15 protein-coding genes are annotated in these 13,442 nt (G+C 44.7%); 12 read left to right on the plus strand and 3 right to left on the minus strand.

Annotated elements, in window-relative coordinates:
* Positions 1-44: 44 nt before the first annotated feature.
* The 3 genes from HA044_RS08845 to HA044_RS08855 all read right to left on the minus strand — a co-directional run bounded on the left by HA044_RS08845 (position 45) and on the right by HA044_RS08855 (position 3,383).
* Positions 45-347 carry a DUF1827 family protein gene (locus HA044_RS08845; protein WP_187540832.1) on the minus strand — a complete coding sequence of 101 codons (303 nt, stop codon included), beginning with the start codon at positions 345-347 and terminating at the stop codon, positions 45-47.
* 70 nt (positions 348-417) lie between these two features.
* Positions 418-867, minus strand: a complete 450-nt coding sequence (locus tag HA044_RS08850) for an NUDIX hydrolase (protein WP_187540833.1) — start codon at positions 865-867, stop codon at positions 418-420.
* A 257-nt stretch (positions 868-1,124) separates the two neighbouring features.
* Positions 1,125-3,383: an ATP-dependent Clp protease ATP-binding subunit gene (locus HA044_RS08855; RefSeq protein WP_187540834.1), complete on the minus strand. Its 2,259-nt coding sequence runs from the start codon at positions 3,381-3,383 to the stop codon at positions 1,125-1,127.
* 251 nt (positions 3,384-3,634) lie between these two features.
* Here HA044_RS08855 and HA044_RS08860 point away from each other — a divergent pair, with 251 nt between their 5' ends.
* From HA044_RS08860 to HA044_RS10045, 12 genes are all read left to right on the plus strand, one after another.
* Positions 3,635-3,865: a DUF1797 family protein gene (locus tag HA044_RS08860; protein ID WP_187540835.1), complete on the plus strand. Its 231-nt coding sequence runs from the start codon at positions 3,635-3,637 to the stop codon at positions 3,863-3,865.
* 167 nt (positions 3,866-4,032) lie between these two features.
* A complete protein-coding gene (locus HA044_RS08865) occupies positions 4,033-4,884 on the plus strand; it encodes a bifunctional methylenetetrahydrofolate dehydrogenase/methenyltetrahydrofolate cyclohydrolase (protein WP_187540836.1) in 852 nt (283 codons plus the stop codon).
* Positions 4,885-4,899: 15 nt separating this feature from the next.
* The gene (locus HA044_RS08870; protein WP_187540837.1) at positions 4,900-5,673 is read left to right on the plus strand and encodes an HAD hydrolase family protein; all 774 of its coding nucleotides are present in this window, start codon (positions 4,900-4,902) and stop codon (positions 5,671-5,673) included.
* Between the two features lie 52 nt (positions 5,674-5,725).
* Positions 5,726-6,574 (plus strand): NAD(P)H-hydrate dehydratase, encoded by an 849-nt coding sequence (locus tag HA044_RS08875; RefSeq protein ID WP_187540838.1) that lies wholly within the window; start codon positions 5,726-5,728, stop codon positions 6,572-6,574.
* 264 nt (positions 6,575-6,838) lie between these two features.
* Complete coding sequence (xseA, locus tag HA044_RS08880) at positions 6,839-8,179, plus strand: exodeoxyribonuclease VII large subunit (protein WP_187540839.1); 1,341 nt, start codon at positions 6,839-6,841, stop codon at positions 8,177-8,179.
* Positions 8,157-8,369 (plus strand): exodeoxyribonuclease VII small subunit, encoded by a 213-nt coding sequence (locus HA044_RS08885; protein WP_187540840.1) that lies wholly within the window; start codon positions 8,157-8,159, stop codon positions 8,367-8,369. The genes xseA and HA044_RS08885 overlap by 23 nt, the downstream gene beginning before the upstream one ends.
* Complete coding sequence (locus tag HA044_RS08890) at positions 8,366-9,241, plus strand: polyprenyl synthetase family protein (RefSeq protein ID WP_187540841.1); 876 nt, start codon at positions 8,366-8,368, stop codon at positions 9,239-9,241. Before HA044_RS08885 ends, HA044_RS08890 begins: the two co-directional genes overlap by 4 nt.
* Positions 9,234-10,052 carry a TlyA family RNA methyltransferase gene (locus HA044_RS08895; RefSeq protein WP_187540842.1) on the plus strand — a complete coding sequence of 273 codons (819 nt, stop codon included), beginning with the start codon at positions 9,234-9,236 and terminating at the stop codon, positions 10,050-10,052. The genes HA044_RS08890 and HA044_RS08895 overlap by 8 nt, the downstream gene beginning before the upstream one ends.
* Positions 10,042-10,476, plus strand: a complete 435-nt coding sequence (locus HA044_RS08900) for an arginine repressor (RefSeq protein ID WP_187540843.1) — start codon at positions 10,042-10,044, stop codon at positions 10,474-10,476. The genes HA044_RS08895 and HA044_RS08900 overlap by 11 nt, the downstream gene beginning before the upstream one ends.
* A 6-nt stretch (positions 10,477-10,482) precedes the next feature.
* Positions 10,483-12,141 carry a DNA repair protein RecN gene (recN, locus tag HA044_RS08905; protein ID WP_187540844.1) on the plus strand — a complete coding sequence of 553 codons (1,659 nt, stop codon included), beginning with the start codon at positions 10,483-10,485 and terminating at the stop codon, positions 12,139-12,141.
* Positions 12,142-12,163: 22 nt separating this feature from the next.
* Positions 12,164-12,892, plus strand: coding sequence for a metallophosphoesterase (locus HA044_RS08910; RefSeq protein WP_187540845.1), 729 nt, complete (start codon positions 12,164-12,166; stop codon positions 12,890-12,892).
* Positions 12,893-12,979: 87 nt separating this feature from the next.
* Positions 12,980-13,442, plus strand: a 463-nt coding sequence (locus tag HA044_RS10045) for a DegV family protein (protein ID WP_262407560.1), incomplete at its 3' end; no start/stop codon positions are given.

The raw sequence follows: 13,442 nt of genomic DNA on the forward strand, positions 1-13,442 counted from the left end.
TTTTGGGAAAAAGATACTAAAGAAAAAAGTAAGGCAAATTGGCCTTACTTAGTAATTGGAAAGGAAATTTCAATGAGTTTATCGGTGTAGAGGGTCTTGATAGCGGATTGATCAATGATTTTGAGATCCACTTTGCGTTTTAAAAAGAACTCACGAATTTTTTCAACTTCTGTTTCACGGATAGCACGGTGTTTGTTGCTAATCAACAATTCATAATGGGTTGGGGCCTGAGTAAACACAACATCGGTATTGCCCGCAGAATAAACCTCAACGAGCAAGGCATCCGTGCTGGCAAGTTGGCTTTTCACCAATGCAGCATGACTATTTGTGGTATTAATGAGCTTCATATGAGTTCCTCCTAACCTCTATCTTCATTTATTATAGCACTTTTTTATGGTTTACGAAAGAAGAAGTTTCTTAGTTTTTGTGGGAAATTTTCCATTGCTTGATGCCCCATTTATGACTGCCACGTTTGAGTTTTTCCATCGCTTCATCAATTGGAAACCAAGAGAGATTGTTAAAATCTTCCAGGGGTTTTTGAGCTTCTGTATAATCTACCACTTCATAAATATAGGCTGGATTGTAGTAGTAAGTATCTCGGTGACTTGAATAGAAATACTCGTCCGCTTGGCCATAATACTCCCCTAAAACAGCGGTAAAACCTAGTTCTTCAATCAGTTCTCGCTTCAGAGCTTCTAGGTGGTTTTCGCCGGCTTCAATCTCCCCACCTGGCAAGAACCAAGCGCCATTTGGAGCTTGAACGAGGATGATCTGATCCTTGTCCTTATTGGGGATAACAGCGTAGACGCCGTAACGATTGACGTAGGTCACATCTTCTTTTTTTTCACCAAAACTTGGTATGGTCATGGTTTTCTCTTTTCTTCATTTTTCATCATTATAACATATTTTTAATCAAAAATCTGGAGGAAGGAAAAAAAGAGAGTGGGACAGAAATCGGTCATTCGTTAGAATTCGATTTGGTCGTCCCACCTCCGCACAGTTGGGTAGGGCTGTAAAAACTGATGAAATCAGCCTAGTAGGGCCCACTCAACCACTGCGTCTTGTGCTCGACAATCCAAAGACAAGAAGAGGCTAGGACTTTTGTCCCAGCCTCCTTTTCCTGATTAGGATTCTGATGCTTTTTCGGTCGTTTTATGAACGGCTTTGATACTGATATGTCCATTGCTGGTCATGACGGCCTTTAGTTGTTTTTCATTTGGATTTTCAAGGTAGTAATCGGTAATTGCATCTTCGATATAGTCTTGAATGGTACGACGGAGTGGGCGTGCTCCCATTTTTGGATCGTATCCAAGGTCAACCAGTTTTTCCTTGACCTTCTCTGTGACATCCAGATGAATTTCATTTTGTGCGAGACGATGATTGACTTCGTCTAGCATAAGGGTAACAATTTGAAGAAGGTTTTCTTTTGATAGAGCTTGGAACTCAATGATGCCATCAAAACGGTTCATAAATTCAGGGCTAAAGAAGTTACCGAGTTCTCCAAGCACAGAGTTGGTGCGACCTTCGCGAGCAGCTCCGAAGCCGACATTTGCCTCTGCCTTTCCTGTGCCAGCATTGGAAGTCATAATGATAATGGTATCTTTAAAGCTGACGGTGCGTCCTTGACCATCTGTCAAACGGCCGTCATCCAAGACTTGGAGGAACATGTGCATGACATCTGGATGGGCTTTTTCGATTTCATCTAACAAAACGAGAGAGTATGGGTTTCGCCGCACTTTCTCAGTCAATTGTCCAGCTTCATCGTAGCCGACGTATCCTGGAGGAGCACCGACGAGTTTGGCAACGCTGTGTTTTTCCATGTATTCGCTCATATCAAAGCGAATCATGCTGTCCGCAGAACCAAAGAGTTCGATAGCTAGTTGCTTCGAAAGTTCGGTCTTCCCGACACCAGTAGGACCAACAAAGAGGAAACTACCAATTGGACGGTTAGGAGACCCTAGACCGACACGGTTCCGACGGATCGCCTTGGCAATCTTATCCACTGCATCATCTTGTCCGATAACATGGGACTTGAGATCTTCTGCTAGGTGGATGAGTTGGGATTGTTCCTTTTCTTTCAAATCACCAACGGGTATATTGGTTTTTTGCTCAATGATATGCTCAATGGTTTTTTCACTGATAATAGGAGTGTCTTGATCCGTTACCTTAGTCTTTTGCATTTCCTTATACTTAGCAATCTGGTCACGGAAGTAGGCTGCTTTTTCAAAATCTTCGTCGCGAGTTGCTTGCGCTTTGAGATTTTCAGCTTCAATCAAGCGTTGATCAATGACCTTAGGGTCTACAAAGGTCAAAGTTAAGTTCATCTTAGAGCCAGCTTCATCTAGCAAGTCAATAGCCTTGTCTGGTAGGAAGCGGTCTTGGATATAACGGTTTGAAAGGGTAGCCGCAGCTTCGATGGCTCCGTCAGTATAGTGGACGTGGTGATAATCTTCGTATCTTTTTTGGATCCCTTTGAGAATGGTAATGGTTTCTTCTACCGTTGGTTCATCCACTTTGACCGGTTGCATCCGACGTTCCAGGGCGGCATCCTTTTCAATGATCCGGTACTCATTAAGAGTAGTAGCCCCAACCAGTTGCAATTCACCACGAGCGAGGGCAGGTTTGAGGATATTTCCGGCATCCATATTGCCATCACCGGCAGAACCAGCTCCGACAATCTCATGGATTTCATCAATGAAGAGAATGACATCCTGACGTTGACGAATCTCTTCCATCAACTTTTGCATGCGTTCTTCGAACTGGCCTCGGATCCCTGTACCTTGAACGAGACTAACAACGTCTAGGCGAATGACTTCTTTTCCTTGAAGTTTATCAGGGACGTCTCCGTCCACAATTTTTTGAGCCAATCCTTCAACAACCGCCGTTTTACCAACACCTGGTTCTCCGATGAGGACAGGGTTGTTCTTGGTTCGACGGTTGAGGATTTCAATGACACGGATGATTTCTTCGTCGCGTCCAATGACTGGATCAACGTTGCCGTTACGCGCAATCTCTGTGACATTGATACCGAATTCCTCTAAAAGACCTTTTGGCTTTTGAGGGCGTGCTTGTCGTGGATCTGGAGCACTTTCCCGATGGTTGTTTTGACCGTAGCCACCATTTCCATAGCCTCCACCAGATTGGGTTGGAGGGGTAGGTGGTTCTTGAGGACCCTGGAAGTTTCCAATATTATTAAAGAAATCTTCAAAGGGATCTCCCGTTAATTGGCTTCGTTGGATCATCCCTTTTAAGAAGCTGTTATCTGGATCTGTTTTCATAATTTTGTAGCAGTTTTGGCAAAGGTCCACTTGCTGCTGGCGACCATTTACATTGGTGTATAAATGGATAGTGGATTCATTTATTTTACAATTTTGACAAAGCATAAACATACCTCACAATGGGTTTTCGATGGCTTTGAGCCAAGATAATCGCACTATTTTGATAATGGTCAAAAATAGTCAAAGTTTTTCTAGTTTTATTATATCAGTATTCTAAAAGTTTGCAAGAATTTGCTACGGAATGTCAAGGATTGGGGGTGTAGACCGGGAATCAAGGGAAAAATGTGAATTTTTATTGGAAGAGCTTTCTCTTTTATGATAAAATAGGAGAGTAGAAAGTAAAGAGGAGAAATAAAATGGAATCACATTTAGTACGGATTATCAACCGTTTGGAAACAATGACCAAAGATGGTGGAAACCTAAAACGTAATTTTGAACGTGATGGTGTTGTTGTTGCTGAAGTAGCATACAACCACAATGAGGAAGAAGGTTCAACCTTTACTCTTCGCGATGTGGAAGCACGTGAAACCTATACATTTGATAGCATTGATTTGATTGCAATCGAAATTTACGAATTGCTTTATTAATACAGCACAGTGGATGAGTTTGGGGTGGTCTCAAGCTCATTTTTTGTCCATCTAGCTATAGTTTTCGTCTATAGGAAATTCTAAGCAGGAACAGTTAGGTTTGAGAGCAGAAATCTGCTATAATGAGAAAGAATTGTTTTCATTAAAAGACTAGAAAGAGAATGGATATGGCGATACGAATTGATGGAAAGGCATTGGCTGCAAAACTACAGGGAGAGTTGGCTGAAAAAACAGCGCGACTAACAGAAGAGACCGGAGTTGTACCTGGCCTCGTGGTGATCATAGTAGGAGAGAATCCAGCTAGCCAGGTTTATGTCCGTAATAAAGAACGTTCTGCTATCGCTGCAGGCTTTCGCAGTGAGGTCGTGCGACTCCCTGAGACGATTCAACAACATGAGTTATTAGAGTTGATCGAACAATACAATCAAGACCCTCTGTGGCATGGGATTTTGGTGCAATTGCCCCTCCCCAAGCATATCGATGATGAGGCAGTCCTATTGGCGATTGATCCTGCTAAAGACGTGGATGGCTTTCATCCCTTAAATATGGGACGCTTATGGGCTGGTAATCCTGTCATGGTCCCTTCGACTCCGGCTGGGATCATGGAGATGTTTAAAGCATATGGGATAGAGTTAGAAGGCAAGCGAGCCGTTGTAATTGGCCGCTCCAATATTGTTGGGAAACCAATGGCTCAATTGCTGTTGGCCAAGAATGCGACGGTTACCTTGACCCATTCAAGGACCCATCATCTAGCAAAAATTGCGAAGACAGCAGATATCTTGGTGGTTGCGATCGGTCGTGCAAAATTTGTAACAGCGGACTTCGTAAAAGAAGGCGCAGTGGTCATTGACGTCGGGATGAATCGTGATGAGGATGGCAAATTGTGTGGGGATGTCGATTTTGACGCAGTTTCCCCGATAGCTAGTCACCTTACTCCAGTACCTGGAGGGGTTGGTCCTATGACCATTACCATGCTGATGGAGCAAACCTACGAAGCAGCTGTTCGTAGCGTAAAATAAGAAAGTGTGAGCAAGATGAAGTTTGTTTTTGATTTAGATGGAACCCTGTCGTTCGATGGTGTCACAATCGATGAGGAAATCAAACAGGTCTTAGTAAGAGCAGAAGAATTTGGCCATGAAGTTGCCTTTGCTTCTGCGCGTTCCTATCGGGATTGCTTGGGGCTTTTAGGCGATGAGTTGTGCCAAAAGCTTGTGATTGGTTTAAATGGTGGTGTTGCCTATCATCAAGGCCAATTGGTTCATGCGGACTACTTGGATCCGGATGTGTACCGGCAAGTCCTTGGTTTTTGTCGCCACTACAATCTGCCGTTTTTTGTGGATGATACCTTTGATTATAGTGGACAGATTTTAGAAAAAATTCCCTTCTATACGGGTGTCGATCCTCTCAATAAAGCTCAGTATCGTTCTTTAGAAGAGCTGACAGATCCGATCAAAGTCGTGATCTATATGGGGGGCCATGAGGAATTGGTGGATGAGATGGTTGAGCGAATTGAAAAGACAAATAAGGCCCACATCCGCTATCACGCACATGAAAAATGTATCTACCTCAATCCAGAAGCAACCCATAAAGCTTCAACAGTAGAAGAGTTATGCGGTGAGAACTTTGTAGCTTTTGGTAATGATCAAAACGATATTGAATTCTTTGAAAAAGCTCTTTATGCGGTTCAAATTGGTGATTTTCCGGCTCTTTCTCCCTATGCAGATGATCAATTAATAGCCAAACAAAATCAACCACAAGCTGTTGCTGCTAAGATCTTGCAAGTCTTCGCAGAATTCAGAGGAAAATAAAAGAAGGAGGGGGAGTTGTGGCTCCTCCTTTTTCGCTAGAAATGAGGACGGTATGAAAACAGTTCAGAAAGAAGTGATCCGGCGGGTTATTGTGAAGCGAGAGGCAAGGACTTATAAGGGCGATTTTGGTCGTCTGCTCATGATTGGAGGAACCTATCCTTATGGGGGAGCCATCATTATGGCAGCGATCGCTGCGGTTCATAGTGGGGCGGGCTTGGTCACTGTTGCAACAGATCCTGACAATCTGACGGCCCTTCATAGCCATCTTCCTGAAGCCATGGGCTTTGATCTGGCAGATCGGGATCTTCTTTGCGAGCAAATTCAAAAAGCCGATGTCATTCTCGTCGGTCCGGGATTAAGGGAATCGAATGAAAACCAAGCAGTCTTGCAAATGATTTTTGAGCAAGTCTCTAGCCAGAAAGTCCTGATCTTAGATGGGGGGGCTATCAGTCTTTTCTCAAGCTCTCAGTTTGACTTGCCAGAAGCTCAGCTGGTTTTTACCCCTCATCAAAAAGAATGGGAAAAACTGTCAGGGCTTGATCTCACAAGTCAGACGGAAGAGAGAAGCCAAAGAGCAGTACAGCACTTTCCTAAAGGGACAGTCGTTGTAGAAAAAGGGCCCCACACACGCATTTGGACAAGTGGGACAGAAGAGGGCTATCAGCTAGATGTTGGTGGTCCCTATCAAGCAACAGGTGGCATGGGCGATACCTTGGCAGGCATGATTGCAGGCTTTGCAGGTCAATTTCCACAGGTCAGTCTCTATGAGCGCGTGGTGGTCGCGACCTACCTTCATTCAGCGATTGCTGAAGACTTGAGCAAGGGGGCTTATGTGGTTCTACCGACGGCCATCAGCAAAGAAATCCCAAGATGGATGAAGAAGTGGAGTGACTTTTGCTGACGAAAGAGTTTAGGAGTAAAGGTACTAGCTGGATAAATGCAAGTCTCACTCAAAACAGCAACCCTTAGTTATAAAGTCGGATAGATACACTTGTGCCGGTAGCTTGTGAAAACTTGCAATTTCAAAACGATACGATAAGGACTAGCTTGAATAAAATATGGCTTGTAGAGAAAGGAAATTCATGATTTCGCTTTGTCTACCAGCCTTTTTTGAATGATTTTTGGTATAATTAAACTTGATCATATGCTACAGAAAGGAGTTCACATGTCCAACTATTTATCCGTATCAAGTTTGACCAAATATTTGAAATTAAAATTTGATAAGGATCCCTATTTGGAGCGGGTCTATCTGACGGGTCAGGTTTCCAACTTTCGAAAGCGTCCCAACCACCAGTATTTTTCCCTAAAGGATGAAAAAGCGGTGATTCAGGCCACTGTCTGGGCTGGGGTGTATCGCAGTTTTGGTTTTGAGCTGGAAGAAGGGATGAAGATCAATGTCATTGGCCGTATTCAGCTTTATGAACCAGGTGGCAGTTATTCCATTGTCATCGAAAAGGCGGAACCAGATGGGGTAGGGGCCTTAGCTATCCAATTTGAGCAACTCAAGAAAAAGTTGACGGAAGAAGGGCTCTTTCAAGAACGGTGGAAACAGGCTTTGCCACAATTTCCAAGAAAGATTGGTGTGGTCACCAGTCAAAGTGGGGCTGTGATTCGTGACATTATCACAACGGTAAGCCGTCGTTTTCCAGGTGTGGGCATTGTGCTCTACCCGACAAAGGTTCAAGGAGAAGGTGCCTCCAGTGAGGTAGTTGCCAATATTCAAAGGGCCAACCAACGGGAGGATTTGGATGTCTTGATTATCGGTCGTGGGGGTGGCTCGATTGAAGATCTCTGGGCTTTTAATGAAGAAACGGTGGTACGAGCGATCTTTGAATCGCGGATTCCGATTATCTCCAGTGTGGGACATGAGACAGACACGACTCTAGCCGATTTTGTAGCGGACCGACGGGCCGCTACTCCGACAGCAGCAGCTGAATTAGCCACTCCAGTGACCAAATTAGACCTGCTGTCCCATTTACAAAAGCAGGAGAATCGCATGGCAACAGCTATGTCCAATCGTTTAGCCTATAATCGTGAACGGTTGGCCAAATTGAGTCAATCCGTTATTTTTAGGCAGCCTGAAAGACTGTATGATGGCTACTTGCAAAAGATTGACCAGTTGCAATTGCGATTGAAACAAGGGATGCGCGATGCTTATGGACAAGGGGACAATCAGCTGCAAGGTCTGCGTCATCGTCTAGAGGCTATGTCTCCTTTGCATCGTATCGAACGTTATCAAGACCGTGTCTTCCAAGATAAGAGACTCTTAACGAGTCGAATGGAACAAATCTTAAAAGAGCAAAAAGTAAAGGTACAAAGTTTATCAGAGGCTCTCTTGATGCTGGATACCAGCCGGATTATTGCGCGTGGCTATGCCATGGTCAAGGAAGATGATCGAGTATTGGATTCGGTGGTGAAAGTAAAAGAAGGAGACCCGCTGTCCCTTATCATGAGAGACGGTCAGTTAGAAGTAGAGGTAAAACATGTCGAAAGAAAAGAAGTTTGAAGAAAATTTAGCAGATTTGGAAGCCATTGTCCAAAAATTGGAGAGTGGTGATGTGGCTCTAGAAGAGGCCCTTACAGAATTCCAAAAAGGAATGAAGTTGTCAAAAGAATTGCAAGATACCTTGGATCAAGCAGAGAAAACCTTGGTCAAGGTCATGCAAGCAGATGGTACTGAAGCGGATCTAGCATGAGACAAGAAGAAAAACGAAATAGAGTAGAGCAAGCGATTCGCTCTTTTTATGAGGAAAAATCCATCGCCCCCCATTTAGTGGACTCAGTCCTGTATTCGATCCAGGCGGGTGGCAAACGCCTGCGCCCCTTGCTTCTTCTAGAACTGTTAGAAGCTTTTGGTCAGGATTTGACGGATGCCCATTTTCAAGTGGCAGGAGCTCTGGAGATGATTCATACTGGCAGCCTCATTCATGATGATCTGCCTGCTATGGACGATGATGATTACCGTCGGGGCCAATTGACCAACCATAAAAAGTTTGGGGAAGACTTGGCGATTTTAGCAGGGGATGCGCTTTTCCTCGATCCTTTTGGGATGATCGCGGCAAGTCAGCTTCCAGATCCGGTCAAGGTATCTTTAATCCTTGAATTGTCAGATGCTTCAGGGAGTCGTGGAATGGTCGCTGGCCAAGTCCTGGATATGGAAGGGGAGCACAAACAGCTCACCTTAGAGGAATTACAGACCATCCATGCAAATAAGACAGGACGACTCCTCGCCTATCCGTTCATTGCAGCGGGGTCTATTTTAGAACTAGGAGCAGACATTCGTCAGCTTTTGAAACAGCTCGGGCAAAAATTAGGTCTCGCCTTTCAAGTGCGGGATGACATCTTGGATTTGGTGGCTGATTTTGAGGCTTTGGGAAAAACGCCTCAAAAGGACTTAGTGGCAGAAAAATCAACCTATCCAGCTCTCTTAGGGTTAGAAGCATCAAAAGCATTGCTTGAAAGAGAATTGGATGCTTGTGAGGATTTGTTGGATCAGATAGTCGCTATCTGCGCCTTTCATCCGCAAGCAATCAAGAAATTAATAGAAGGATTACGTATACATGGCTAAGGAAAGAGTGGATGTATTAGCCTACAAACAAGGCCTGTTTGACACCCGTGAACAAGCCAAAAGAGGGGTTATGGCTGGCCTCGTCGTTGCCGTCATCAATGGGGAACGTTTTGATAAACCCGGTGAAAAAATTGATGAAGCAACCGAGTTGAAACTAAAAGGTGAAAAGCTCAAGTATGTCAGTCGGGGCGGACTCAAATTAGAAAAAGCTTTGAACCAATTTGGCTTAACTGTAGAGGATAAAATTGCCATTGATATCGGTGCCTCCACCGGTGGCTTTACAGATGTTATGCTTCAAAACGGTGCTAGTAAGGTCTTTTCAGTCGATGTTGGGACCAATCAGTTGGCTTGGAAATTGCGCAATGACCCGCGCGTGGTCTCGATGGAACAGTTCAATTTCCGCTATGCTGAGCCTGATGATTTTGAAGTGACGCCGAGTTTTGCGAGTATCGATGTCAGCTTTATTTCCCTAGACTTGATTTTGCCAGCTCTTCACCGGATTTTGGCGGATCATGGGCAAGTGGTGGCCCTAGTCAAACCTCAGTTTGAAGCAGGACGTGAGCAGATCGGCAAGCACGGTATCGTAAAGGATTCCAAGGTCCATCTGGCAGTCCTTGAAAAAGTAGCCACTTTTGCTGGGGAACATGGCTTTTCTGTGATGGGAATGGACTATTCTCCTATCCAAGGAGGCCATGGCAATATTGAATTTTTGATGCATTTAGAAAAGAAAGAAGAAGAAAGAATGCCGACTACCGAAGAGCTCCAAGCTGTGGTAGATCAGGCACATGGAGAATTTAAACATGAAGAGTAAGAATATCAGATTAGAAAAAATTCGCCGCTTCATTCGTGATCATGAAGTGGGGACTCAAGAAGAGATCGTCGAACATTTGAAAGAAGAGGGCATCTCAGCAACCCAAGCGACGGTATCACGGGATATCAAAGAATTGGGCATCGTAAAACGCCCTCTGAAAGACATGACCTATGTCTATGAATTGCCACGTAAGCACCACCAAGGGATTGGGATGATTGAAAGCAATATCTTGTCTCATCGCCGTATGGGAGAGTATGTCAATTTCACCATGGTGCCAGGGACAGCTCCCTTAGTCAAACGTCGCTTGCGAGATATCTACAAAAACCATATCTTTAGTATTGTTGCAGATGATGATACGATCTTGTTGATCGCCTATTCCGCTCCAGAAGCAGAGAATATCCTCAAATCAATCTTTGGGTGGTAAGAGCCTATGCTATTAGAAATTTCGATTAAGAACTTTGCCATTATAGAAGAGATTTCCTTAAATTTTGAGAAGGGAATGACGGTACTGACAGGGGAAACAGGTGCAGGGAAATCCATCATTATCGATGCCATGAATATGATGCTGGGAAGTCGTGCAACGACGGATGTCATTCGACACGGAGCACCAAAAGCGGAAATCGAAGGTCTCTTTGCTGTTGAGAGCAATCGCCACTTGACGGCTCTCTTTGAAGAGCAGGGGCTAGAGTGGACCGATGAATTGATCATCCGCCGAGAGATCCTGCAAAATGGACGAAGTGTCAGCCGGATCAATGGTCAAATGGTGAATTTATCGATCTTAAAAGCAGTCGGTCAACATTTGGTGGACATCCATGGCCAGCATGACCAGGAAGAACTCATGCGGCCCCAATTGCATATCGCCATGCTGGATGAATTTGGGGATGCTAGCTTTTTCCAAACCAAAGCCGCTTACCGTCAGACCTTTGAAGACTACAAACGCCTGCGCAAACAAGTAGTGGAACTCCAGCGAAACCAGCAGGAAAATAAGGCTCGGATTGAAATGCTTGAGTTTCAAATTGCTGAGATTGAAGCAGTTGCCTTGGAAGTGGATGAGGATACGCGTCTGGAGCAAGAACGCCAACGATTACTCAATCACAAAATGATTGCCGATACCCTCACCAATGCCTATACCATGCTAGATGCAGAAGATTTCTCTAGCCTCACCAATGTTCGATCAGCCATGAATGATCTGGAAAGTATCGAAGAATATGATCCAATCTACAAAGAGCTCTCAGGCCAGTTGGCGGAAACCTTTTATGCCCTTGAGGACATTACCAAGCGCCTCGAAGATGTGGTTGATGGTCTGGAGTTTGATGGCAATCGCCTCATGCAGGTGGAATCGCGCCTGGATTTGATCCACTCGATCACGCGCAAGTATGGTGGCCAAGTCAAGGACGTCTTAGAATACCTGGCGCAAATCACCAAAGAATATAGCCTCCTCACAGGGAGCAATCTTTCGTCTGAGGATCTAGAAAAAGAACTCAAGGGCTTAGAAAAAAGCCTGGTAGGCTTGGCTCAGGATTTGAGTGATCAGCGGCATGCTCTGGCCCAAGCTTTGGAAAATGAAATCCAACAAGAATTAGCAGACCTCTATATGGACAAGGCTCGTTTCCAAGTGCGCTTTAGCAAGGCTAAGTTCAATCGGGAGGGCAATGAAGCTGTCGAATTTTATATTTCGACCAACCCAGGTGAGGACTTTAAACCGCTGGTCAAGGTAGCATCCGGTGGAGAATTGTCACGCTTGATGTTGGCCATTAAGTCTGCTTTTTCTCGAAAAGAAGGAAAAACCAGTATTGTCTTTGATGAGGTGGATACAGGTGTCTCTGGGCGCGTGGCCCAAGCCATTGCAGCGAAAATTCACAAAATCGGCCAGAATGGACAGGTGCTTGCTATTTCTCACCTGCCTCAAGTCATTGCAGCAGCAGATTATCAATTCTATATTGAAAAAATTAGTGATGCCCACTCAACTGTATCGACTGTGCGCCTCTTAAACCAGGAAGAACGCATTGAAGAAATTGCCAAGATGCTGGCAGGAGAGGATCTCACAGAAGCTGCTCGCCAACAGGCAGCCCAACTTCTGAAACGGTAAGAGAGAAAGAAGGATTAAAACGATGTCAGAATACTTTGTAGTCGGAGATATTCACGGAAAAGCCCACATGCTTGAAGAGCTTATGACAGAGTGGGATGGAGAGGCTCAATTAGTTTTTCTAGGGGATTTGATCGACCGTGGTGAAGATAGTAGAAGGTCCATCGAGATTGTAAAAGACTACGTAGACCACCACGGGGCTATTTGTCTTTCTGGAAACCACGAGTACATGTTTTTAGCTTGGCTGGACAATCCAGAAGAACGCTATGATCATTACCGAAGAAATGGTGGGGATACGACCATCAATTCACTTTTAGGTCGACCACTTGATGCTCCTGTGGATGGGATTGCGGATGCCCAAGCAGTTGAGCATGCTGCTCCTGAATTGGTTTCTTTCATCCGTAGTTTACCTTTTGACTATGAGACAGAGACCTATTACTTTGTCCATGCTGGGGTGGATCTAACCCTTGAAAATTGGCGAGAAACAACAGACTACCAAAAGGTTTGGATCCGAAAACCATTCCATGAGGCTAAAAACCATACAGGAAAATGGATCGTCTTTGGACATACTCCGGTCTATGGTTTACTCAAGGAACCGATCGGAACAGAAAAGCTTTGGATAGCTGACCAAAAGATGGGGGTCGATGGGGGAGCTGTCTATGGTGGTGTTCTCCATGGTTTGCTCTTGGATGATCAAGGCATCGTCCAAGACCATGTCCTTCACAATACAGGCTTTTCTGCAGCAGACGACTAAGAGCAGAGTTTAAGAGCCTTCCATGCAAAAGCCGCTGTTTTTTGGTATAATGGAGGCAGAACATTCTTAGGAAGAGTATAGAATTATATGGCAAATATTAAAATAGTTACAGACTCGTCTGTTACGGTTGAGCCTGAAGTGGTTGAAGCATATGGGATTACCATTGTGCCACTTTCAGTGATGGTGGATGGAGTCCTTTATTCAGATAGTGAGTTAGGAGAAGGTGATTTCCTACGCTTGATGCAGTCTAGCAAAAATCTACCAAAGACCAGCCAACCACCGGTTGGGGTTTTTGCGGAGGTGTATGAAAAGTTAGCTGCAGATGGGGCCCATATCGTTTCGATTCACATGTCCCATATCTTGTCAGGAACAGTAGAAGCAGCCCGTCAAGGGGCGACTCTCTCCGGAGTGGATGTGACCGTGATTGACAGTGGTTTCACCGATCAAGCGATGAAGTTTCAAGTGGTTGAAGCAGCTAAATTGGCCAAAGAAGGAGCGGATCTAGACACTGTCTTAGCCCGTATCGAAGAGGTCAAAGAAAAAACAGAAT

The sequence above is a fragment of the Streptococcus sp. IMAU 99161 genome, assembly GCF_014435245.1.
Taxonomy (GTDB): Bacteria; Bacillota; Bacilli; order Lactobacillales; family Streptococcaceae; genus Streptococcus; species Streptococcus lactarius.

Excerpts from the sequence above, each read along its gene's own strand:
- HA044_RS08870 (WP_187540837.1), top strand. The coding sequence starts at position 4,900 with ATGAAGTTTGTTTTTGATTTAGATGGAACCCTGTCGTTCGATGGTGTC.
- HA044_RS08890 (WP_187540841.1), top strand. The coding sequence starts at position 8,366 with ATGAGACAAGAAGAAAAACGAAATAGAGTAGAGCAAGCGATTCGCTCT.
- HA044_RS08845 (WP_187540832.1), bottom strand. The coding sequence starts at position 347 with ATGAAGCTCATTAATACCACAAATAGTCATGCTGCATTGGTGAAAAGC.
- HA044_RS08850 (WP_187540833.1), bottom strand. The coding sequence starts at position 867 with ATGACCATACCAAGTTTTGGTGAAAAAAAAGAAGATGTGACCTACGTC.
- HA044_RS08875 (WP_187540838.1), top strand. The coding sequence starts at position 5,726 with ATGAAAACAGTTCAGAAAGAAGTGATCCGGCGGGTTATTGTGAAGCGA.
- HA044_RS08860 (WP_187540835.1), top strand. The coding sequence starts at position 3,635 with ATGGAATCACATTTAGTACGGATTATCAACCGTTTGGAAACAATGACC.
- HA044_RS08900 (WP_187540843.1), top strand. The coding sequence starts at position 10,042 with ATGAAGAGTAAGAATATCAGATTAGAAAAAATTCGCCGCTTCATTCGT.
- HA044_RS08865 (WP_187540836.1), top strand. The coding sequence starts at position 4,033 with ATGGCGATACGAATTGATGGAAAGGCATTGGCTGCAAAACTACAGGGA.
- HA044_RS08885 (WP_187540840.1), top strand. The coding sequence starts at position 8,157 with ATGTCGAAAGAAAAGAAGTTTGAAGAAAATTTAGCAGATTTGGAAGCC.
- xseA (WP_187540839.1), top strand. The coding sequence starts at position 6,839 with ATGTCCAACTATTTATCCGTATCAAGTTTGACCAAATATTTGAAATTA.
- HA044_RS08855 (WP_187540834.1), bottom strand. The coding sequence starts at position 3,383 with ATGCTTTGTCAAAATTGTAAAATAAATGAATCCACTATCCATTTATAC.
- recN (WP_187540844.1), top strand. The coding sequence starts at position 10,483 with ATGCTATTAGAAATTTCGATTAAGAACTTTGCCATTATAGAAGAGATT.
- HA044_RS08895 (WP_187540842.1), top strand. The coding sequence starts at position 9,234 with ATGGCTAAGGAAAGAGTGGATGTATTAGCCTACAAACAAGGCCTGTTT.
- HA044_RS08910 (WP_187540845.1), top strand. The coding sequence starts at position 12,164 with ATGTCAGAATACTTTGTAGTCGGAGATATTCACGGAAAAGCCCACATG.